Source organism: Sphingomonas colocasiae, from assembly GCF_019880585.1.
In the GTDB taxonomy this organism is placed as follows: Bacteria; Pseudomonadota; Alphaproteobacteria; order Sphingomonadales; family Sphingomonadaceae; genus Sphingobium_A; species Sphingobium_A colocasiae.
Genome location: NZ_JAINVV010000014.1, coordinates 85,394 through 107,329 on the forward strand (window position 1 = coordinate 85,394; position 21,936 = coordinate 107,329).

At 67.0% G+C, this 21,936-nt stretch carries 21 protein-coding genes; 7 read left to right on the top strand and 14 right to left on the bottom strand.

Annotated features, from left to right (window positions below; genetic code table 11):
- Positions 1 to 33: 33 nt before the first annotated feature.
- Complete coding sequence (locus K7G82_RS27105; protein ID WP_222993232.1) at positions 34 to 483, top strand: hypothetical protein; 450 nt, start codon at positions 34 to 36, stop codon at positions 481 to 483.
- Between the two features lie 53 nt (positions 484 to 536).
- On the opposite strand, the gene nudC is transcribed toward K7G82_RS27105, so the two are convergent.
- From nudC to mutY, 3 genes are read right to left on the bottom strand one after another with little or no spacing between them, the layout of a single operon-like run.
- Positions 537 to 1,430, bottom strand: a complete 894-nt coding sequence (nudC, locus tag K7G82_RS27110; RefSeq protein WP_246623921.1) for an NAD(+) diphosphatase — start codon at positions 1,428 to 1,430, stop codon at positions 537 to 539.
- Positions 1,427 to 2,707 (bottom strand): serine hydrolase domain-containing protein, encoded by a 1,281-nt coding sequence (locus K7G82_RS27115; protein ID WP_222993234.1) that lies wholly within the window; start codon positions 2,705 to 2,707, stop codon positions 1,427 to 1,429. Before K7G82_RS27115 ends, nudC begins: the two co-directional genes overlap by 4 nt.
- Positions 2,700 to 3,743, bottom strand: coding sequence for an A/G-specific adenine glycosylase (gene mutY / locus K7G82_RS27120; protein WP_343228660.1), 1,044 nt, complete (start codon positions 3,741 to 3,743; stop codon positions 2,700 to 2,702). The genes K7G82_RS27115 and mutY overlap by 8 nt, the downstream gene beginning before the upstream one ends.
- Before the next feature lie 82 nt (positions 3,744 to 3,825).
- Between mutY and K7G82_RS27125 the strand changes: the two genes are divergently transcribed.
- Genes K7G82_RS27125 through K7G82_RS27145 form a run of 5 tightly spaced genes read left to right on the top strand, consistent with a single transcriptional unit; the run spans position 3,826 to position 10,030 of the window.
- Positions 3,826 to 4,362, top strand: a complete 537-nt coding sequence (locus K7G82_RS27125; protein WP_246623922.1) for a DUF721 domain-containing protein — start codon at positions 3,826 to 3,828, stop codon at positions 4,360 to 4,362.
- The gene (locus K7G82_RS27130) at positions 4,362 to 5,063 is read left to right on the top strand and encodes a DsbA family protein (protein WP_222993238.1); all 702 of its coding nucleotides are present in this window, start codon (positions 4,362 to 4,364) and stop codon (positions 5,061 to 5,063) included. The genes K7G82_RS27125 and K7G82_RS27130 overlap by 1 nt, the downstream gene beginning before the upstream one ends.
- A 23-nt stretch (positions 5,064 to 5,086) precedes the next feature.
- Positions 5,087 to 5,824, top strand: coding sequence for a thioredoxin domain-containing protein (locus K7G82_RS27135; protein WP_222993240.1), 738 nt, complete (start codon positions 5,087 to 5,089; stop codon positions 5,822 to 5,824).
- A 34-nt stretch (positions 5,825 to 5,858) separates the two neighbouring features.
- On the top strand, positions 5,859 to 9,299 hold the full coding sequence (smc, locus tag K7G82_RS27140; protein ID WP_222993242.1) for a chromosome segregation protein SMC: 3,441 nt from the start codon (positions 5,859 to 5,861) through the stop codon (positions 9,297 to 9,299).
- 26 nt (positions 9,300 to 9,325) lie between these two features.
- On the top strand, positions 9,326 to 10,030 hold the full coding sequence (locus K7G82_RS27145) for a DJ-1/PfpI family protein (protein ID WP_246623923.1): 705 nt from the start codon (positions 9,326 to 9,328) through the stop codon (positions 10,028 to 10,030).
- 117 nt (positions 10,031 to 10,147) lie between these two features.
- Here the strand turns inward: K7G82_RS27145 and K7G82_RS27150 are convergent, their stop codons facing one another.
- The 6 genes from K7G82_RS27150 to K7G82_RS27175 all read right to left on the bottom strand — a co-directional run bounded on the left by K7G82_RS27150 (position 10,148) and on the right by K7G82_RS27175 (position 16,387).
- Entirely contained in the window at positions 10,148 to 11,521 is a 1,374-nt protein-coding gene (locus K7G82_RS27150; protein WP_222993246.1) for a UdgX family uracil-DNA binding protein, read from the bottom strand.
- Between the two features lie 8 nt (positions 11,522 to 11,529).
- Positions 11,530 to 11,985 carry a hemerythrin domain-containing protein gene (locus K7G82_RS27155; RefSeq protein ID WP_222993248.1) on the bottom strand — a complete coding sequence of 152 codons (456 nt, stop codon included), beginning with the start codon at positions 11,983 to 11,985 and terminating at the stop codon, positions 11,530 to 11,532.
- A 52-nt stretch (positions 11,986 to 12,037) separates the two neighbouring features.
- Positions 12,038 to 12,346: a hypothetical protein gene (locus tag K7G82_RS27160; RefSeq protein ID WP_222993250.1), complete on the bottom strand. Its 309-nt coding sequence runs from the start codon at positions 12,344 to 12,346 to the stop codon at positions 12,038 to 12,040.
- An 81-nt stretch (positions 12,347 to 12,427) separates the two neighbouring features.
- Positions 12,428 to 13,678 (bottom strand): putative DNA modification/repair radical SAM protein, encoded by a 1,251-nt coding sequence (locus tag K7G82_RS27165; RefSeq protein WP_222993252.1) that lies wholly within the window; start codon positions 13,676 to 13,678, stop codon positions 12,428 to 12,430.
- Between the two features lie 94 nt (positions 13,679 to 13,772).
- Complete coding sequence (locus tag K7G82_RS27170; RefSeq protein ID WP_222993254.1) at positions 13,773 to 15,749, bottom strand: AAA family ATPase; 1,977 nt, start codon at positions 15,747 to 15,749, stop codon at positions 13,773 to 13,775.
- Positions 15,750 to 16,210: 461 nt separating this feature from the next.
- Positions 16,211 to 16,387 (bottom strand): hypothetical protein, encoded by a 177-nt coding sequence (locus K7G82_RS27175; protein WP_222993256.1) that lies wholly within the window; start codon positions 16,385 to 16,387, stop codon positions 16,211 to 16,213.
- Positions 16,388 to 16,538: 151 nt separating this feature from the next.
- Here K7G82_RS27175 and K7G82_RS27180 point away from each other — a divergent pair, with 151 nt between their 5' ends.
- Complete coding sequence (locus tag K7G82_RS27180) at positions 16,539 to 18,290, top strand: DUF885 domain-containing protein (protein WP_222993258.1); 1,752 nt, start codon at positions 16,539 to 16,541, stop codon at positions 18,288 to 18,290.
- Between the two features lie 145 nt (positions 18,291 to 18,435).
- Here the strand turns inward: K7G82_RS27180 and K7G82_RS27185 are convergent, their stop codons facing one another.
- The 5 genes from K7G82_RS27185 to K7G82_RS27205 all read right to left on the bottom strand — a co-directional run bounded on the left by K7G82_RS27185 (position 18,436) and on the right by K7G82_RS27205 (position 21,899).
- Positions 18,436 to 18,960 carry a hypothetical protein gene (locus tag K7G82_RS27185; RefSeq protein WP_222993260.1) on the bottom strand — a complete coding sequence of 175 codons (525 nt, stop codon included), beginning with the start codon at positions 18,958 to 18,960 and terminating at the stop codon, positions 18,436 to 18,438.
- Positions 18,957 to 19,409, bottom strand: coding sequence for a hypothetical protein (locus K7G82_RS27190; protein WP_222993262.1), 453 nt, complete (start codon positions 19,407 to 19,409; stop codon positions 18,957 to 18,959). Before K7G82_RS27190 ends, K7G82_RS27185 begins: the two co-directional genes overlap by 4 nt.
- A 51-nt stretch (positions 19,410 to 19,460) precedes the next feature.
- Positions 19,461 to 19,985, bottom strand: a complete 525-nt coding sequence (locus tag K7G82_RS27195) for a demethoxyubiquinone hydroxylase family protein (RefSeq protein ID WP_246623924.1) — start codon at positions 19,983 to 19,985, stop codon at positions 19,461 to 19,463.
- Positions 19,982 to 20,464 carry a disulfide bond formation protein B gene (locus K7G82_RS27200; protein ID WP_222993263.1) on the bottom strand — a complete coding sequence of 161 codons (483 nt, stop codon included), beginning with the start codon at positions 20,462 to 20,464 and terminating at the stop codon, positions 19,982 to 19,984. The genes K7G82_RS27195 and K7G82_RS27200 overlap by 4 nt, the downstream gene beginning before the upstream one ends.
- A gap of 94 nt (positions 20,465 to 20,558) precedes the next feature.
- Positions 20,559 to 21,899 (bottom strand): S41 family peptidase, encoded by a 1,341-nt coding sequence (locus tag K7G82_RS27205; protein ID WP_222993265.1) that lies wholly within the window; start codon positions 21,897 to 21,899, stop codon positions 20,559 to 20,561.
- Between the last annotated feature and the right edge of the window lie 37 nt (positions 21,900 to 21,936).

The window sequence follows — 21,936 nt, forward strand, 5'->3', positions numbered from 1 at the left end:
TTACAGTCCTCGCCGATAAAAGGGGAGGATCGCATGTTCAGACCCGTTGCGCTGGCGACGCTGATCGCCGGAACGCTCGATATCATTTCCGCCTTCGTCTTCGCCGGCATGGCCGGCATGTCGCCCATGGCCGTGCTCGTCTTCGTCGCGAGCGGCCCGTTCGGGGATGCACCGACACCCACCACGGGCTGGGCGATCGCGGGGCTGTTCGTCCATTATGCGATCATGACCTGCATGGCAGCGGCCTATATGATCGCCGTCCCCCGCATTCCGGCGCTGCTGCGCCATCCGGTGGTCGCGGGCGTCGCCTATGGCGTGTTGCTGTGGATCGTCATGTACTGGATCGTCCGACCGATGCGCTGGCCGGAAATGCCGCTGCCCCACACCGCCTGGGGCATCGGCAATGCGCTGTTCTCGCACTGCATCCTGGTCGGGATCCCGATCGCGCTGGTCGCCAGGCGGTATTTCGCACCGCGCGCGTGATGGCTGGCATGACGGCCGGGGATCAATATCGCCTGTTCATCAATGCCGCGCTTTCAGCCCGTCTCATCCAACCATCGCCGGAACAATGTATGCGCGATCGCATAGGGCGGCGGCGGCAGGAAACGGGCGTCGGGATCGCCGTTCATGCTCGCCACAACCTCGTCGCGCGTCACCCAGATCGCGTCCTCCAGTTCGGTATAGTCGATGGTGAGCGCGTCATCCTCGACCCGGGCGATACAGGCCATCATCAACGACGATGGAAACGGCCAGGGCTGGCTGACGATGTAGCGCACGCTCCACGTCTTCATGCCCGCCTCCTCATGGAGTTCGCGCGCGACGGCTTCCTCGATCGATTCACCGGGCTCCAGGAATCCGGCCAGCGCCGAATAACGGCGCGGCGGATAGCGCGGCTGGCGGCCGACGAGCACCCGCCCCTCATATTCGGCGAGCATGATCACCACCGGATCGACGCGCGGGAAATGCTCGGCGCCGCACGCGCCGCAATTGCGGCCCCAGCCGCCGCGGAAGATCGCGGTCGCGGTCCCGCATTTCGCACAGAAACCGTGGCGGACATGCCAGTCGATCAGGCTGCGCGCGGCGGCATAGGTCGATGCCTCCTCGGGCGGCAGCAGGTCGAGCACGCGAAAGATCGCCATCGATCGCGTCGCACCCTCGGGCAGATCGGGCCGCACCTCGGTGAAGCGCGGCCTGCCGTCGAGCACGCCAAGGAAGATCAGCTCGCTGTCCGGATCGGCTTCCGCCAGGCTTTTCCAGCCGAGCATCCCCCTGTCGTCGAGCACCGGATCGATTCCGTCGAGCGCCAGCAACCGCGCCGAGAGGCTCGACGTCATCGCCGCGAGCCGATCAGGATCGGTGCGGATCAGATCCTCGCGATCGAGCGCGCTGCCGGTGAAGCCCGGCTGGTGACCGTCTTGCCACAACATCATGCGAGATCCGCGTAAACGGCCTTGGCGAATTCCTTCGGAAAACCGAAGGCGCTGTCGGGCATATATTGCGCGAAGCCCGCGGCGCGGATGCCACGCGTCGGATCGACCCAGGCGATCGTCGCGGCGGCGCCGCCCCAGCCATAGGTTCCCATGCCCTGTCCGCCCGGCGTCGGCTTGATCGTCACGCGGCCGCCCGCGCCGAAGCCCTGCCCCTCCGCGAAGGTGCCGGCGGTATCGACGCCGGGCGCCAGCAGGTTGGACATGCCGAGCCGGACGGTTTCCGCCTTCATGATCCGCTTGCCCTCCACCGCGCCCTGACCCGCGAGCATCAGCAGGAAACGATCATAATCGCGCGCGCTCATCACCAGCCCCGCGCCGCCAAAGGGAAAGGCCGGCTTGTCGAGATAGATGCTCGTCGCCCCCGGATCGATCGGGATCAGGCCGATCGCGATCGCGAAATGATTGGTGACCAGCCGGTGCGCCTCGCTCGCCGGCACCTGCCAATAGGTGCTCGTCATGCCGAGCGGATCGAAGATGCGTTCCTGCAGGAACGCGTCGAAGCTCTTGCCCGATGCCAGTTCGATCACGCGCCCGAGCAGGTCGAGCGATACCGAATAGCTCCATTTCGTGCCCGGATCGGCGATGATCGGCAATGTCGCCAGCCGATCGGCGAATTCGGCCAGGCTCGGCGCGGTCGGGAAATCGGGCGCGCCCGGCATCTTCTGCCGACTGAGCTGGGCGGGCAATATGCCGAGCCGGTGATAGGCGTCGAGCAATGGCCCCTTGGTGACGATCGAATAACCGAGCCCCGCGGTATGGGTCAGCAGGTTGCGGACGGTGATCGGCCCTTTGGCCGGGCGGGTTTCAAGGCTCTTTTCCGGATCGACGAGCACCTTGGGCGCCGCGAAACCGGGAATGAAATCGGCGATGTTCTGGTCGAGCTTCAGCTTGCCGTCCTCGATCAGCATCATCGCCGCCATGCCGGTGATCGGCTTGGTCATGGAGTAAACCCGCCACAGCGTATCGACATCGACCTTGACCGGGCTGTCCTTGGCGATCGTACCCGCGAACAGGAAATCGGCGGGCGCGGTCTCCTTGCCGATCGCGCCGGCAAGGCCCGGAAGCTTGGCGGGCGCGAGCGAATCGAGCAGCGCCTGAACGAGCGGCCAGTCGCCGCCGGCGGCGCGTGCCAGCGCCGGAACGGGCAGCGCGCCGGCGAATCCCAGCGCGGCCAGCCCGCGCAGGAAATCGCGCCGCTCGAACATCGTCTCAGCCATCCGCTTCTCCCTCGATCGCCCGCCGGGCTGCCTTGGCGAAGACGGTCGGCAATCCTGCCGTGTCCAGCCGTTCGATGGGCCACCATTCTCCGTCCAGTTGCGAGGCGCAACCCTTTTCCGGCAAACCGCACGCGACGCGCAGTTCAAGCGCGAAATGCGTGAAGACATGCTCGACATGCCCGCCGATCCAACGCCAGTCGAGCGCCGCCGGCGCATCCGCGAGGCCTGGATCCGCCTCGACCCAGGGGCCGGTCGGCAACGCGCGCATGCCGCCGAGCAGCCCCTTGTCGGGCCTGCGGACCAGCAGGACCGCGCCGTCATGCTCGATCCAGAAGATGGTTCCGTATCGGCGCGGGCGCGCCGCCTTGGGCACCTTGCGCGGCAGGCGGGCGGGATCGCCCGACGCCCGCGCCGCGCAATCGCGGTCGAGCGGGCACAATGCGCAGAGCGGATTGCGCGGCGTGCAGATCGTCGCCCCCAGATCCATCATCGCCTGCGCGAAGTCGCCGGGGCGTTCGGACGGCGTGATCCGATCGGTCAGCGCATAGAGTTCGGGCTTGGCGGCGGGCAGCGGCGTTTCCACCGCGAACAGGCGCGCGACCACACGCTCGACATTGCCGTCCACCACCACGGCGCGGCGCCCGAACGCGATCGCGGCGATCGCAGCGGCGGTGTAGCGGCCGATACCGGGGAGCGTCAGCAGCCCCTGCTCGTCACCCGGAAAATGCCCGCCATGATCGGCGACCACCGCCCGCGCGCAGGCGAGCATATTGCGCGCACGGGCATAATAGCCGAGCCCGGCCCAGGCGGTCATCACCGCCTCGTCGTGTGCGGCGGCCAGATCCCGCACCGTTGGCCAGCGCTGGGTGAAGCGCGCGAAATGCGTCCGCACCGCCGCGACCGTCGTCTGCTGGAGCATCACTTCGGAGAGCCAGACGCGATAGGGATCGGGCGGCGGCGTGCCGGGCGGGCTGCGCCAGGGGAGTGCCCGCGCATGGCGATCGTACCAGGCGAGCAGCTGCGATGCGACATTCACCGGCTGGCCCCTTTCCGAAATCCGTGGATAAGTCTTCGCGCGAACTCGACTGGCATGGGTCGGCTATGGCATGGAGTGCCGGATGAGCGAAGGGCGTACACGAAAATCGGGAACCGGCCAGGCGGAAGGGCCGCGCGGCGGGCGCACGCGCACCGTTGCCGAGATGCTGCCCGATATCGGCCGAGCCGCCTATCGCCGCTTCGGTTTCGTGCAGAGCGCGGTCGTCAGCCGCTGGTCCGAAATCGTCGGCGATCGTTATGCCGGGGTCTCGACGCCCGAATCGATCCGTTTTCCCCAAGGCCAGCGCGCCGATGGCGTGCTCACGCTGGCGGTTGTCGGGGCGCATGCGCCGATGATGCAGCATGTGGCGCCGGAGATCGTCGAGCGCGTGAACCGGTTCTTCGGCTATCCGGCGGTCGCGCGCGTCGTCATCCGCCAGGGCGGCGCGCCGAAGCCGGCCACGCCGCGCAAGGCGCCACCGTCACTGAAGCCCCTGCCGATCGACCTGGGCGACAGCCTGCGCGCGATCGGGGACCCCGAACTCAAGGCCGTGCTCGAATCGCTCGCGCGCGGCGTGGCGGCGACCCATGGGCCGCCCGTTTTCGAAGGAGACGCATGATGAGGCGCTTCGCGATCCTCGCCTCGCTCGCATTGGCGGGCGTTGTCGGTGCGGGGCTTGGCGCGGCCGGGCTGGCCGCGCCGGCGCGCGACTGGACGCGCACCGCGGTGCCGACCAAGGCCGGCACCTATGTGTTCGGCAATCCCGCGGCCAAGGCCAAGCTGGTCGAATATCTCAGCTATACCTGTTCGCACTGCGCGCATTTCACCGAGGAAGCGTGGCCCGCGCTGAAACGCGATTATCTGGCGCGCGGCACTGCCAGCATCGAGGTCCGCCACGCGCTGCGCGATCCGATCGACATGGCGGCCGCCCTGCTCGCGCGCTGCGACGGCCCCGCGCGCTTCCTGGATCATAGCGAGGCGATCTTCGCGGCGCAGCGCGACCTGCTGGCCAAGGGGCAGCAATTCATGGCCGCGAACGGCGAACGGGTCCGCAAGCTGCCCGAAGTCCAGATCGCAAGCGAATTCGCCCATGGATCGGGACTGGTCGCGCTGATGCGCTCACGCGGCATGCCGCAGGCGAAGATCAATGCCTGTCTGGCGAACAAGGGGCAGCTGACGGTGCTTGCCGCCATGGCCGACGAGGCATGGAAGGTTCGCAAGGTTCCCGGCACCCCCGCCTTCCTGATCAACGGCGCGCTGGCGCCCGATACCAACGACTGGGCGGCGCTCAAGCCCAAGCTCGACGCCGCAGCCAAATGATGTTCCAAGGAGCGACGACCAAGATGAAAAGCCTCACCGCCCTTCCCCTGATCGGCCTTGCGCTGACCCTTGCCGCATGCGGCAAGGATGCCGACGGCAACAATGCGACAGCGGCGAACAGCACCGCGAGCGCGGTATCGGCCCCGGCGGGCTCGGCCTGGACCGACACCGTTTCGAAGACGGCCGAAGGCGGCTTCGTCATCGGTAATCCGCAAGCGGCGGTGAAGCTGATCGAATATGGCGCGCTCAGCTGCAGCCATTGCGCAGAGTTCTCCGAAAAATCGCACGACAAGCTGATGAGCTATGTCGCCAAGGGCACGGTGAGCTTCGAATTCCGCCCGTTCATGCTCAATTCCTACGACCTGCCGGCTTCGCTGCTGGCGCGCTGCTCCGGCCCCGGCCCCTTCTTCACGATCGCCCATCAGATGTTCGAGGCGCAGGCGGACTTTTTCGCCAAGGCGCAGTCGGTCTCCCCCGCCGAGCAGCAGAGCTGGCAGGGCCTGAAGGAGAACCAGCTCGCAGCGGCGATCGGCAAGGCCTATGGTTTCGACAGCTTCGTGCAGCAGCGCGGCATCAGCACCGCGCAGGCCAATGCATGCCTGGCCGACACCGCCGCGATCAAGGAACTCGAGACGATGATGCAGAATGGCGTCAAACAGTTCCAGATCACGGGCACCCCGACCTTCATCATCAACGGCCAGAAACAGGATGTGAACACCTGGGAAGCCGTCGAACCGCTGCTGATCGCGGCGGGCGCCTGATCGAAGCCGGGCAGACGAAGGGGCGCCGGACCAGGTGAAGATCAAGCGCCTCAAACTTTCCGGGTTCAAGAGCTTCGTCGAACCGGCGGAGCTGCGGATCGAGCCGGGGCTGACGGGCATCGTCGGCCCCAATGGCTGCGGCAAATCCAATCTGCTGGAAGCGATCCGCTGGGTGATGGGCGAATCCAGCGCCAAATCCATGCGCGGCGGCGGCATGGAGGATGTGATCTTCGCCGGGACCGACACCCGGCCCGCGCGCGCATTCGCCGAAGTCGCCATCCTGACCGAACGACCCCCCGGTGAGACGCCGGGGCCGATCGCCGCCGCCAATGACGGCGATGTCGAAGTGATCCGCCGGATCGAGCGCGGCGCCGGCTCCGCCTATCGCGTCAATGGCCGCGACGTGCGCGCCAAGGATGTCGCGCTGCTCTTCGCCGATGCCGCGACCGGCGCGCATTCGCCCGCGCTGGTCAGCCAGGGCCGCATCGGTACGGTGATCGCGGCCAAGCCGGCCGAGCGCCGCCAGATGCTGGAAGAAGCGGCCGGCATCGCCGGCCTGCACGTCCGCCGCAAGGATGCCGAACAGAAGCTGCGCGCGACCGAGACCAACCTGACCCGGCTCGACGAGCTGCTTGCCGACATGGAAGTGCGCGCGGCCGCGCTCAAGCGGCAAGCGAAGCAGGCCGAGCGCTACCGGCTGCTGACCGATCAGATCAAGATCGCCGAGGCCCGCCTGATCTATGCGCGCTGGCGCGATGCGGCGGCGGCGGCGGATGCTGCGCGTAAGGAAGCGGAAACGGCCGAAGCGGCGGTGGCGCGCGCGACCGAAGCGCATCGCGGTGCCGCCGCCTGGCAGGCGCAAGCGGTACAGACGCTGGCGGACAAGCGCTCGGCCGCGCAGACCGCGCGTGAAAAGGCGTCGGAGGCGGGGCATGTGCTGGCGACGCTCCGCAGCGAACGCGCCGCGCTCGACCGGCGCATCGCCGAGCTCACCGCGCAGAAGGAGCGCATGGCGCAGGACCGCGAGCGCGAAGGTGCGCTCGCCAACGATGCCGCCGACGCGCTTGCGCGGCTCGGCAACGAAGTGAAGATGCTCGACGCGCGCGTCGCCACGACCGAAAAGGATCGCCCCGGTCTCGAGCGTCGTGTGCTCGATGCGGAAGCGGCCGCGCGCGATGCCGAGGTGAGCCTGGCCAAGGCGATGGCGGCGCAGGCGAGCGAGCAGGCGGAGGCACGCGTCGCCCAGGCCGCGCTCGGCAATGCGCGCGCGCGCCTGGACCGCGCCGAACGCGAGACCGGCCGCCTTGCGGGCGAACGCGATGCGCTGGGTGACGAGGCGCCGCTGATCGCGGCGCGCGATGCGGCGGTCACCACGCGCGAAACGGCGGAGGCCGAGGCCAGCACCGCCGCAAGCGCGATCGGCGATGCCGAACGCCGCCGCGACGAGGCCGCGACCGCACGCCAGGCCGCCGAAAGCGCGATGGCATCGGCCAAGGCCGATCTTTCCGCACTGGAAAGCGAAGCCAAGGCGCTGCTCCGCGCCGTCGAACAGGGCGGCGGCAAGGACCGGCTGCTTGACAGAATCAAGGCCGCGCCCGGTTATGAGCGCGCGCTGGCGGCGGCGTTGGGCGATGATCTCGACGCCGGCATGTCGACCGAGGCCAAGCGTTACTGGGCGGGCGCGGCGCCGCAATCCGGGGATCCGGCGCTGCCCAAGGGCGCCACATCGCTTGCCGACCATGTCAAGGCGCCCGACGCGGTCGCGCGACGGTTGGCGCAGATCGCGGTGGTGGAGACCGATGACGGCGTACCGCTCGCGGTGGGGCAAAGGCTGGTGACGTTGGGCGGCGTGCTGCGCCGCTGGGACGGGTATGTCGCGCTCGAAGGCGGTGCCGCGGCGGCCGAACGCTTGATCCGGTTGAACCGGCTTGCCGAGATCGAGGGTCTGTTGCCCGCGGCGCAGGCCGCGGTCGCGCGCGCCGGGGAAGAGACGGATGCGGCGCGAGGCGCGGTCGAAACCGCGCGCGCCGCCGCCGATGCCGCGCGCGCGGCACAGACCCGTGCCGAGCAGATCGCGCGCAATGCGGCGCGCGAAGAGGACCAGGCGAACGGGCAGATCGAGCGACTGGCGGCACGCCGCGCCGAAATGGCCGAACGGATCGCACGCGCGAACGCGGAAACCGGCGAAGCAGGCGAGGAAGTTCGCCGGGCCGAGGGCGCGGTGGCGGCGCTGCCCGACGGATCGGCGACCGCGCAACAGGTTTCGGCGCTCCAGTCGGTCAACGAAGCCGCACGCGCGACGGTCGCGCAGTTGAAGGCGGAAAGCGCCACGATCGATCGCGCCATCGCCACCGATCGCGAACGGCTGTCGGCGGCGCAGGCGGAAGCCAAGGGCTGGCGTGCCCGCGCGGGCGAAGCGGCCAAGCGTATCGAGGAAATGGCGAAGCGCAGCGAGGCGGCGGACAAGGAATCGGCGAGCCTTGCCGAAGCGCCCGCCGCGCTCGACGCGAAGATCGCCGCGCAGGACGAGGCGAGCCGCGCGCTGACGCAAAGCGCCGAGACCTTGCTGGTCGAGGAGCGCGAGGCCGATGCGGCGCTGCGCAAATCCGAAGCCGCGCTGGCCGAAGCGGGGGAAGCCATGGCCGTGGTGCGCGAGGCGCGCGCGGGCGCGGTGGCGCGCGCGGAAAACCAGGAGCAGCGCCGCATCGAGATGAGCCGGATCTCGGGCGAACGCTTCGAATGCCCGCCGCCGGTGCTGCCGGAAAAGATCGGCTTCGCCAGCGCCGATGTCGGCGATGCCGACGCGGAATCGGCGCGCAACGACAAGCTGGTGCTCGACCGCGAACGGATCGGTCCGGTCAATCTGATCGCCGAACAGGAACTGACCGAACTGGAGGCCGAGCGCACCACCTCCGCCGCCGAGCGCGAGGAACTGGGCCAGGCGGTCAACCGGCTGCGCGGCTCGATCGGCAGCCTCAATCGCGAAGGGCGCCAGCGGCTGCTCGCCGCCTTCGAAGCGGTCGACGGGCATTTCAGGCGATTGTTCACCACCTTGTTCAATGGCGGACAGGCGCATCTCGAACTGGTCGATTCGGACGATCCGCTCGAAGCCGGGCTGGAGATCATGGCGCAGCCGCCGGGCAAGAAACTGTCGACACTGACCCTGCTTTCCGGCGGCGAACAGGCACTGACCGCCGTCGCGCTCATCTTCGGCCTGTTTCTCACCAATCCGGCGCCGATCTGCGTGCTCGACGAAGTCGACGCCCCGCTCGACGACGCCAATATCGAGCGTTTCTGCGACCTTCTCGACGTGATGGTCGGCGAAACCGAAACCCGCTATCTGATCGTGACGCACAATGCCGTGACGATGAGCCGCATGCACCGGCTGTTCGGGGTGACCATGGTCGAGCGCGGGGTCAGCCGGCTGGTCTCGGTCGATCTGGGCGGCGCGGAACAATTGCTGGCGGCGGAATGATCGGCCGCGAACCGGAGCATCATCCCATGCGTATCGCCTTCCTTCTCTTTCCCGACGTCACCCAGCTCGATCTCACCGGCCCCGCGCAGGTGTTGTCGCGGATCGGCGACGTCACGGTCGAACTGGTCGCGAAGACGCGCGATCCGGTGCGGACCGATGCGGGTTTCGCGCTGCTGCCCACCGCGACCTTCGACGAGATCGAAACCGCCGATATCCTTTGCGTGCCCGGCGGATTCGGAACGGTCGCGGCGATGGAGGATACGGAAACGCTGGATTGGGTGCGCCGCATCGCCGCCGACGCCGAATGGGTGACGAGCGTCTGCACCGGATCGCTCGTGCTCGCCGCCGCAGGGCTGCTCAAGGGCTATCGCGCGGGATGCCATTGGGCGTCGCGCCATCAGCTCGAATGGTTCGGCGCGATCCCGGTGGCGGAGCGCGTGGTGTTCGATCGCAACCGCGTGACCGGCGGCGGCGTGACCGCCGGCATCGATTTCGGCCTGTCGCTCGCCGCCGCGATCCGGGGCGAGGCGCATGCCCGCTTCATCCAGCTCAGCCTGGAATATGATCCCGCCCCGCCCTTCGATTCCGGATCGCCGGACAAGGCGACGCCGGAAACGCTCGCGGCCTATCGCGCGCTGGTGGCCAGGCATGCGCCCGGACGCGAGGACAAGGTGAAGGGGATCGCGGAGCGGCTGGGGCTTATGACGGAAGGCCCCAGCGCCTCCGCCTGAGCGATCGGCCAACTGCACCGCTTGTCCCGAGCGAAGTCGAGGGACGTTTTTGATCGCGGGTGCTGTGTCCCTCGACTTCGCTCGGGACAAACGGAACTTGCTCGGACTCTTGGCTGCTCACCTCACACTTCGCGCCGCCATCCGCAATTCCTCCACGAAGCGCGTGCGTTCCGCCTCCACATCGCCCTGCATCCGCAACAGATAGCTTGGATGGATGGTGATCCAGGCTTCACCGCCATCGGGCAATGCGATCGCCCGCCCCCGGCTTTCGCCGATCTTCATCGCGCGGCCGAAGAGCGACTGCGCGGCGGTGGCGCCGAGCGCGATCGCCACCTTCGGACGGATCAGCAGCGCCTCCTGCTCGATCCACCATCGGCATGCATTGATCTCTCCGGTCAGCGGACGCTGATGAATGCGGCGCTTGCCGCGCAACTCATATTTGAAATGCTTGACCGCATTGGTGAGATAGACGCGGCCGCGATCGATCCCCGCCGCCGCCAGCGCGTCATCCAGCACCTGACCCGCCGGCCCGACGAACGGACGCCCTTGCACATCCTCCTGATCGCCGGGTTGCTCTCCGACCAGCATGATCCCGGCATCGAGCGGCCCTTCGCCGAAAACCGTCTGCGTCGCGTGCTTGTGGAGCTGGCAGCGCGTGCAACCTTCGGCTTCGTCGCGCAGGGCGGTCCATGCCGCGTCGATATTGGTCGGGGGTGCCGTCCTCGCCGTTCGGATCATGCCGCTCTCCCGCGCCTGGGCGCCCGCGATCAATTGGGGGACCAACGCGGTTTCGGGCATGTTGTGCCAATATCTGCGCGGCATTTCCTTCAGCATCATGCCCGGCTTCAATCGCGCGGGATTGAAGATCGAGGCGTAATAGGTCTTCCACACCGCTTCGACGGGATCGTCGCCAGGCGCATCCTCACGGCGGGCGCCCGGCCCTTCGGACAGCGTTTCGCCATCCCAGTGCAGCGACAGTTCGGGCGTCAGGATCGACCAGCGCATATTGGGGAAGCGACGGACGAAGAAACCCGCATTGGCGCGCACGATATGGTGCTCCGGCTCGAACCAGGCGACGAAACGTGGCCCTTGCGTATCCGACGTTTCTCGAAAGCGCAGAAAAGCGCGCATCTTGTGCATGTCGCGCCGCACCGATCCCGCCATCCGGGTCAGCCGCCTCACCAACGCATCGGCGCGGTCCTCGATCAGGCCGGACTGATTCATGAGCCGCGACAGCAAGGTGTAGAGCAGTGCGAACCGTTCGGGATCCCGGTGCAGGATCGCGGATTCGGCCAGATCGAGAAATGCGCGCGGAACCGAAAAAGCCGCCTGATCCGTCGGGGGCACCGGCCTGTCGGCAAACAGATCCGCCGCGCCCGCGCCGACCTGCCATGTCACCTGGCCGGGCGGCACGCCGGCGACCGCCAGCGTTCGGGCATCGCGGCGCCAGCCTTCGAAATCATCCTCGTCGGCCAGCGCCGCTACCTGCATTGCCGCGCCTATTTCGCCCGTTCGAGCTCGGCGGGCTTGCGACGCTTGAAGACCTCGGCGAGCCGCGCCTCCTCCGCATCGGTCAATTCCTTCGCCGCGTCGGGGAACATCTCTTCCTCTTCCTCATCGATATGATGCTCGTAACGATCGCGCATCGCGCGAAAGCGCGTCAGCCAGCCGGGCGACGAGAATTCCATCTCGTCGAGTTCCTCCAGGAAATCATCGATCTCCTTATGCTCGGACACCGAATGCTGGGCATCCTCGCGCAGATCGGGCTTGGCGAGCATCGTCGCGTAGAGCGATTCCTCCTCGGCGGCGGCATGCGCGGTCACTTCGACGCGAAATGCCTCGAACAGCGCACGCCGTTCCGCACTGTCGCCCTTGGTTTCGTCGATCCTGGCCAGCATCGTGCGATGCCGGTCGTGATCCTGCTTCAGTCGTTCGAAGATTTCCGGGGTCGCCATCGATCTGCCTCCATTCAGTGTGGAGGATCAACGGCCGGAGCCCCGTCCGGGTTCAACCGATCAGGCGATAGAGCCCGCTCCAGAGGAAAGGCACGACCACGGCGGCCACCCACAGCAGGGCCGCGGCACCGCGAAAGCCGCTCGCATCGCGCCGGGCGAGCCAATGCGCCTCGAAGCGCGCCATCAGCGGAATCGCCGCCGCCACCGGCACGACGAGCGCGATCATGTGAGACACCGCCGCATGGCCCGATGCGGCGGCAAGGCAGAGAATATGCAGCAGGGCGAAGACCACCAGCGCACCCGCACAGGTGTTGGACACCCGCCGTTTCCAGACATCGTGATCGAAAGGCTGGGATGCCATGATTTCTCCCTCGACTCGCCCCTAATGAAGCCGAGTCGGAGCGCCATGGCAAGACCGCATGAACGCGACGATCCGGATCGTTCACGCGCCGAACAGTTCAAGCTGTTGCCGGCGCCTGGGCGCGACCAGCGGGCGGATGTCCGCGGCGTCGGACAGGGCGACCGGCCGCCAGTCCTCCGCGATCAGGAACGGACGCAATCTGGCCACCGAGCTGGTCAGCCGCGCAAGATCCGCCAGGCCCAGCCGGCGCCAGCGCCGGGCGGTCAGGATCGCATCGACCGCCTTGACGCCTAGCCCGGGAATCCGGAGCAGCATCGCACGCGGCGCGCGATTGATATCGACGGGAAAACGGTCGCGATGCTTGAGCGCCCAGGCGAGCTTCGGATCGATATCGAGCGGCAACATGCCCGTCTCACCGTCGGCGGCAGCCACCACCTCCTCGGCCGCGAAGCCGTAAAAGCGGATCAGCCAGTCGGACTGGTAAAGGCGATGCTCGCGCATCAGCGGCGGCCGGCTGAGCGGCAGCACCGCGCTGGCATCGGGAATCGGGCTGAATGCCGAATAATAGACGCGGCGCAGCGCGAAACGATCGTACAGGCTGTTCGCGCGCATCACGATGTCGCCATCGGTCGCCGCGTCGGCGCCGACGATCATCTGGGTCGACTGGCCCGCCGGCGCGAAATCGGGCGCATGGCGGTAACGGCCACGCGCATCGGCGGTGTCGGCGATCGCGGCCCTGAGCCCGGCCATCGCCCCTTCGATGCGCGCGCCCGATTTTTCGGGCGCCAGCCGCTTGAGGCCACGTTCTGTCGGCAATTCGACATTGATCGACACACGATCGGCATGGCGCCCCGCCTGATGGATCAGTTCGGGATCGGCGTCCGGGATCGTCTTGAGATGGATATAGCCGCGAAAATCATGATCCTCGCGCAAGGCGCGCGCCACCTCGACGATCTGCTCCATCGTATAATCGGAAGACCGGATGATGCCCGAGGAGAGGAACAGCCCTTCGATATAGTTGCGCCGGTAGAAAGCGAGCGTCAGGTCCACCACCTCCCGGGCGGTGAAGCGCGCACGGCGCACGTTCGAGCTCTTGCGGTTGATGCAATAATGGCAGTCGAAGATGCAGCTGTTGGTCAGCAGGATCTTGAGCAGCGAGATGCAGCGCCCGTCGGGCGCATAGGCATGGCAGATGCCCATGCCCTCGGTCGATCCGATCCCCTTGCCCTTGGACGAGTCGCGCTTGACCGTTCCCGACGAGGCGCATGACGCGTCGTATTTGGCGGCATCGGCGAGGATTTCGAGCTTCTGGCGAACATCGAGCTGAGACATTTGTTCACTGTACGTTCTCAAAATCGACTTGTCGCTGATTTTGATCAATCCGGTGGCGGATCGGGCCGGCAGATGACGCCATCCGCCTCGGACCCTAGAACCCGATCCGCCCCGCCATGCCGGGTTTCGCCTGCGCCTCGCTCTCGAGCAGCGCGACGATGACGTGCGGCTCCAGCCCGGCGCGAAAGCGAAGCTGGCGCTTCACCACCGCGAAATCGCCGGGGGTCAGATTGTCCGGCATCGGCACGCCGGCCGGCGGCGCCATGCCGAAAAAGCGTTCGAACGCGCGGACCGCACGGGCGTGCGACAGCGGCCGGAGCGACAGCTTGAAAACGAAACGCCGGAGCGCGGCCGGATCGAGCCTTCCCGGATGGTTGGTCGCAGCGAACACGGGCAACCCATGGCCGTCGAGCCAGGTCAGCAGTTCGTTGACCTGCGCGACTTCCCAGGATCGCGTGGCATCCGCGCGATCGAACAGCAGCGAATCGACCTCGTCGAACAGCAGCACGGCGCCATCGCGCCGCGCATCCTCGAAGGCATCGGCGATATTCCGCTCGGTCTCCCCCACCCATTTGCTCAGAACATCCGACGTCCGCTTGACGTGGAGCGGGCGATCGAGCCCGCGCGCGACATGGCCGACCAGCGCGGTCTTGCCGGTACCGGGCGGGCCGGTGAGCAGCATGGAGAAATCCACCGGCGCACCCGGCATCGTCAGCCTTTCGACCAGTTCGGCAACCGGCGGATCGCTCTCGAACAGATCGAGATCGAGCAAAGGCTTCGCCGTTTCACGCGCGCAACCATCCTCGTCGCGCAGCCCGCGCACCAGCGCGCCGGCGACCATGGCGGCCTCGCCCGCGTCGCCACCGGCGATCCGTGCGGAACGCAGCGCCACCCGCGCGATGCTCGGCAGTTCGACCGCGTCCCGCGCCAGCGCGGAGAGCGGTTCGGCCGCGCCCGGCATCTCCTCCAGCGCGGCGATCTTCGACAGGATGCGCGCGCGGTCGCGTCCGCGCGGATGATCGAGCTTCAGCACGAAGCTCATCCGCCGCAGATGCGCCGCATCGATCATCGAGATCGCGTTGCTCGTCCAGATCACCGGGACGGCATTGGTCTCGAGCATGCGGTTCACGAAGATCTTCGAACCCATGCGTGCGTCGGAATAGCCATTGCCGCCCTGTCGCGTGCTGCCGATCAGATCCTCCATCTCGTCGAACAGCAGCAGCGTGCCGCCGCGCCGCTCCAGCGCGCGCTGGGCACGGCGAAGCGCGGAGATGCGATCGAAACGCGAGGGCTCGTCGCCATCCTCGTCAACCTCGCCCACGGCGTGGAGCGCCGCCCCGGCGGCGGCGGCCAGCGTCCGCGCCAGTTCGGTCTTGCCCGTGCCCGGCGGCCCGTGGATCAGGATGTTGACGCCGGTCTCGCGCCCAGAAACTGCTCCCTTGAGCAGCCGCACGAGCAGGCCTGCCTCCGCGACGCCCGCAAAATCGTCGAGCGTCAGCACCGCGCCCTGACGCGGACCGGCAAGCGCGTCGGCGAGCCAGTCGGGTTCCGGCACGCCGCGATTGAGCAGCCGCTCGAACGTCCAGCTCAGATCGATATCGACGCCGCCGATCGACTTCATCGCCACTTCGAGCAGGCCGAGCCCGACCGGCAGGCTGGTGCGCACCGCGAAGGCCGCCCGCCCCGGCTCCGCGCCGGCGAGCATGCCGAACAGCACCGACATGTCGGTCCGTTCCTTTTCGAGCGCCGCGCGCAGCCCGGTCAGCCGGTCGGCGCGATGGAAGCCGATCGCGGCAGCCAGAAGCGCACGATCGAAACCGTCGAGCGCCAGCACGTCGGCGATCGCCTCGGCAAGCAGCAGCGGCGTGCCCGGCGCTTCGCCGGCCACGATTCGATCGGCGAAAGCGCCGATCATTTCCCAATCCACCGTTTCGGGCGCCTCGCCCGCCGGCCATAGCCAGTCGCGATGTTTCTCGATCCATTCGATCAGCGCCTTTCCGGCGCCGGACTCCGCGTCGATATGTTCGCGCAGCAGCAGGATCATGCCCCGCGCAAGGTCTTTCTCGCCCATGTTTTCACCCGATCGGCCCGTCGGACGCAAAGCGCCACGGGCATTGATTCTGGAATTTTCGGGATGATGGCAGCCGGATCCGCGGACCCGGCCGAGGGCGCGACTAGCGCTTCGGCGAGGTCCGGACGGCCGCGGGGATCAATCCCGGCAGATGCAAGCGTCCGAACATTGCAGTTCCTTTCGCCCGCCGGGATTGGCGAGCGGGCGCGTCGTTAGCGATGCGAAACGGCGAAGTCAATCGGCGCCCGATCTGAGAGTCTGTTTGGGAAATGTGCGGAAGAGCACATTTCCAAGGCCGCACCAGCCCGCTCCCCACCCGGCCTCCCAGAAGATACTGCCGTTGGGAGGCCGGGTGGGGGAGCGGGCGGAACAGGCCAAGGTGCCGGCGATGCGAAGCATCGTTGGAATGCCTGTGGAGGGCGGTGCGGCAATGCGCCATTAGCGCATTTCCAAGCAGACTCTCAGGCGTCGTTCGCCTCTCCGCCGAGTTCGCGGGCGCGCATGGCCAGCCTGACCGCTTCGTCGATCAGCAGCGCGGCCATGTCGGGCTGTGGTTCCCGAACCGCGATGGCCAGACAATTTTCCGCTTCACGCCGCAACTTGCCGGAGCGCCGCAAGCGGCGCGCCTCGATATTCATCCCGCTCATGGCACATAGAATGGACATGCCCGCCCGCGGGTTCCGGATCCGGCGCACGGTTCGTCGCATCGCCGTCCAGCTGGTCGGGAGTAGGCATGGGGCAAGGATTTGACTAGCGTTGCGGCCTTCCACCTTCCCGCAAGGACCATCGATGCGCCGCTGGCTTCTGACCGCCCTGTTCCTGTCCACCAGCCCCGTGGCCGCGGCGCCCGCCGACGATTTCAAGCGGCTGCAGGATGATTACGAAGCGTGGATGCTGCGTGAATCGCCGACGCTGGCAACATCGCTCGGCGTGCGCGACCATGACGATCGCATCCGCGACATCAGCCTGGCAGCGGCAGATCGGCGCGCCGCGGACAATGCCGCGTTCCTGAAACGGCTGGAGGCCATCCCCGATGCCGGCCTGTCGGCCGCCGACCGCGTCAACAAGGCGATCCTGCGCCGCACCTTCTCGGAAGCCGTGGAGGAGAATCGCTTCGGCCAGCGCACCATGCTCTTCACCACCTATTATGGCTGGCATCAGGGTTTTGCCGGCATGGCGGACGACCTGCCCTTCCGCACGCGCGCCGACTATCAGAGCTATCTGACGCGGATCGCGCAATATCCCAGGCTCAACGACGAAGCGCTGAAGATCACGCAGCAGGCGGTGGACGGCGGCTATGTGCTGCCCTGCATCGCGCTCCAGGGTTATGAAAAGGGCATTATCGGCGTGGTTTCCGCCGACCCGGAGAAATCGCGCTTCTACGCCCCCTTCCTGAAATCCCGGCCCGCCGACATGAGCGATGCCGACTGGGCCGCGATGAAGACGCGGGCACGGACGATCGTGGCCGACGTGATCAACCCCGCCTACACCAAGCACCACGACTTCTATGTCGGCACCTATGCGAAGAAGTGCGCGAAGGCGCCGGGCATTTCGGCGCAGCCGGGTGGTGCCGCCTATTACGCGTTCCGCATCCGGCAGGAGACGACGACCGATCTCGGCGCCGATGCGATCCACCGGATCGGCCTGAGCGAAGTCGCGCGGATCCGCGCCGAAATGGACGGCGTCGCGAAAAAGGCGGGCTTTGCCAGCCGCGAGGCGATGATCGCGGACATGCGGACAAACCCCGCCTATTTCGCGAAGACGCCGGAGGAACTGCTCGAAAAATCGGCGCGCATGGCGAAGACGATCGACGGCATGATGCCCGGCCTGTTCGGCAAGGTCGCCCGCCTGCCCTATGGCATCCGCGCCATTCCGGCGGAAACCGCCGAGCGCACGACGACCGCCTATTACGGCCCGGGCTCCCCCGTCACCGGCATCGCCGGCACCTATTATGTCAACACCTCCAAGCTCGACCAGCGCCCCTTCTGGGAGATTCCGGCGCTCACGAGCCACGAGGCCGTGCCCGGCCACCACCAGCAGATCGCGCTGCAGCAGGAACTCGATATCCCGCTGTGGCGACGCTATGGCAACGGCTTCACCGCCTTCACCGAGGGCTGGGGCCTTTATTCCGAGCGGCTGGGGATAGAGACCGGCATCTATGACACGCCGCAAAAGGACATGGGCCGCCTGTCATACGAGATGTGGCGCGCCTGCCGGCTGGTGCTGGATACCGGCATCCATGCCAAGGGCTGGAGCAAGGAGCAGGCGGTCGCCTTCATGAAGGACAATAGCGCGCTGACCGACGCCAATATCGATGCGGAGGTCAATCGCTACATCACATGGCCGGGCCAGGCGCTCGCCTACAAGCTGGGCGAACTCAAGATCCGCGAATTGCGCGATCGGGCCGAAAAGGCGCTGGCAGCGAAATTCGACCTGCGCCGCTTCCACGACGCTGTGCTCGGCCAGGGCGCGGTGCCGCTCGACGTGCTCGACGCCCAGATCAACGCATGGATCGCGGCGGAGAAGACGCGCGCCGAATGATCAGGCCATAGGCCGGTCATCATCGGTGCGCTTTCCCCATTGGATCGTCGCCCCAGCGAAGGCTGGAGACTATCCGATGCTTCAACCCCAATAGCGGCCCGGGCATCCGATGGGCTCCAGCTTTCGCTGGAGCGACAATGTGAGGCTATTTCGGCTCTTTCGCCGCTTCCGCTTCCTTGGCGGCCCTCGCCGCTTCCTCCGCCTTCACGCGCGCTTCGATCGCTTCCGAATCCGCGTCGATCCGGCCAACGCGCTCCTCGCGCGCCTGCTCGACCAGCGCGACCCAATTGGTGCCGTCACCCTGCGCACGTTCCGCGCGGGCCTGGCGGACAAGCTGGTTGAAACAGCCGCTCATGCCGCCCGAACCGGTCGGCGTACAACTGCCGATGCCGTTGCGGCCGACATATTCGAGCTGCTCGGCGCGCGCGCCCCAGGCCGCGTTTTCCGGCGCGTTCGGGTTGCTGCGCAGGGGCTTGGGAATACGATAGGGATCGGCGCGCCGTTCGCAGATCACGATCTCGTCGGCGGCGCCCTTGGGGCAAGGCTGATCGCCATAGACGATCACCTGATTGATCTTCTCGTTCGCGCCCGGATCGGGCACCGCCTGGGCATGCGCGGCGGCCGGCGCAAGCGCGAGCACGAATATCGGGGCCAGGAAGCGCATCGTCATTCTCCGTCATCCTCATGCTCGTCCGCATCGCTGAGCGGACGATCATTCACGCTTGGAATCGCACCGTCCGCGCGGCGCTGTGCCCGGCGATCGGCCTGGGCCTCGCGCAGGAATTGCGCATAGCAACCGGTCCAGCCCGCAGGGCCCACCACCGAACATTTGCTGATGCCGGTCGGCGACGCCTCGTTGAGCGCTTCGGACCGCACCGCCCAGCTTTCATTGGCATTGCCCGGCGCCACGTCTTGGTTGCGGAAGCGCTTGGGCACGCGATACCGCTCGCTTTCGGGCCGCCTCGGACAAACGATGATCTCCTCGCCTTCCTTCGCCACCGGGCAAGGATCGTCGCCGTAAACGACGATCACGCGCTGTTCCTGCGCCTGGACCGGCGTGGCAACCATCGCGCCGCCAAGGGCGGAAAGAGCGACGGCAATGAGGAACGCGCTACGCATGACACCGGTCCTTGCTCAAGTCGGAAACGCCCGAGCGCTCCATAATCTCCGTCAGATCCGCTTCGAAAGCGCGATCGCGGCACGACAGCCCAGCCGGATCGCGGCGCTCAGCACCGGATAGGCCGGCGCCCGCTCGGCGCCCGCGGCCAATGCCTGGTCGCGATGCTCGATCTCCTCGGCGCGAAATTCCGCGATCGCTTCGGACAATTCGGGATCGCTGTCGCCAAGCTGTTCGAGTTGCTCGCGATAATGGTTGTCGATCTCGGTCTCGATCGCGGCGGTGCAGGCCATGGCCGCTTCGGGGCCGATCGCCGCCGTGGCCGCCCCCAACCAGAAGCCGGCGACGTCCCAGATCGGCTGCAGCAATGTGGGCCGCACGCCGCGCGCCGCGATCATCGCATCGAAATGGCGGCGGTGGCGCTCCTCCTGCGCGGCCATGCCCGCGATCATCCGCGCCGCCGGCGTGCGATCGCCCATCACCGCCATCTGGCCGGCATAAATGCGTGTCGCACCATATTCGCCCGCCTGATCGACGCGCAGCATCGATGCGGTATCGGGCCTCGACAGACCGGTCATGCCTTGCGCGCCTTCATCATCAATCCGAATATGGTGAATGCGGCGCCGATCGAAAAGATCGCATTGAACCCGGCAAGCGAAATCCCCGCCAATGTCCATTGCGCCTGATCGCACCGGATCACCGGCGCGGTCATCAGGTTGCGCAGCATGTCGTCGACATTGCCGCCGGTATCGGCGACGCGCGAACAGCTGGTCAGCCCTTCCCACCAGCCATATTCGACCCCGGCATGAAACGCCCCGATCGCACCGCTCGTCAGGATCGCCAGCGCCGCCAGCGCCAGGAACAGCCTGCCGATCGCCTGCCCCCTGAGCAGGATGGCAAGCAGTGCCAGCGGAATGGCGGCATAATGCGGCCAGCGCTGCCAATGGCACATCTCGCACGGATAAAGGCCGCCAAGATATTGCGATCCGAGCGCGCCGGCCATCAGCAGTGCCGGCGTCAGCAAGGCGAGGGCGCGGGCAGTTTTAAGGCGATCCATCAGCAACCTTCTTCACGTCGCGTGCACGGCGACCGGCATCATGGCGATGGCCGGCTTTCTCCGGCATGACCGGACAGGAAAACGGAGACAGCCGTCAGCGGCGACCGCCCGGCCGCGCCGCTGCGTTCGCCACGACCACCGGCTTGCGCGATCGCGTGACCGCCTTGATCGCATAATCGAGCTGGAAATCGGTGACGCCCGCTTTCTTCAACTGGTCCGCAGTCTGGGTGAAGCGCGGATCGTCCTTCGAATCGTCTTCGAGCACCGAATTGTCGACCTTGGCCTCATTGATCAGATGACGCTTGAGATCGGCCTCGCGGAAACGCGGCCGGGTCTTGTAGTCGGGATCCGAAAGCTGCGGCACCAGCACGTCGGGCTCGATCCCGCCTTCCTGGACCGATCGGCCCGACGGCGTGAAATAGCGCGCCGTGGTCAGGCGCAGCGCCGTCGTATCGGTCAGCGGCAACAGGGTCTGAACCGAGCCCTTGCCGAAGCTGCGCTCGCCCATCACGACCGCGCGATGATGATCCTGCAGCGCGCCGGCAACGATCTCGGCGGCGGACGCCGACCCCGAATCGACGAGCACCACGATCGGCAGACCGCGCGCCATATCCCCTTTGGTCGCATAGAAACGCTCGATATCGCCCTTTTCGCGACCGCGCTGCGAAACCACCTCACCGCGCTCCAGGAAGACGTCCGACACTTCGACCGCCTGATCGAGCAGGCCGCCCGGATTGGAGCGCAGATCGACGACATAGCCGAGCGGCGGCGCGCCCAGCGATTTTTCGATCCCGACAACCGCCGCGCGAACGCTGTCGGCGGTGGTCTTGGAGAAGGCGTTGATGTTGATGACGCCGACGCGGTCCTTCACTTCCCATTTCACGGGCTTCAGTTCGATGATTTCGCGGGTCAACGTCACGTCGAACGGCTTTTCGCGTCCCGGACGCACGATGGTGAGCGTGATGGTCGTGCCGGGGCGGCCGCGCATCTGTTCGACCGCGTCGTCGAGCGTGCCGCCGAAGATCAGCGTCTTGCCGATATGCGTGATATAATCGCCCGCCTTGATGCCCGCGCGGAATGCCGGCGTGTCCTCGGTGGGGGTGATCACCTTGACCGCGCCGTCCTCCATCGAAACGGTCAGGCCCAGGCCGCCATAGGCGCCGTCGGTCTGCGTCCGCAGATTCTCGAAATCGCGCGCGTCGAGATAGGAACTGTGCGGATCCAGCGCGGCGAGCATGCCGTCGATCGCGCCCTTGAGCAGCGTCTGATCGTCGACCTGTTCGACATATTTGCTGCGCACCTCGTCGAACACTGCGATGAACTGATCGAATTCGCGCCAGGTCTTGGCGTCGACCGCCGCCATGCTGGCGGTGGTCGCCGGGACGAGCGCGATCGCGGAAACGGCGATGGCGGCATGGATGATCGACTTGGACATCTGCAACAGGCTTTCCGACTGACTGGAACCCAGACTT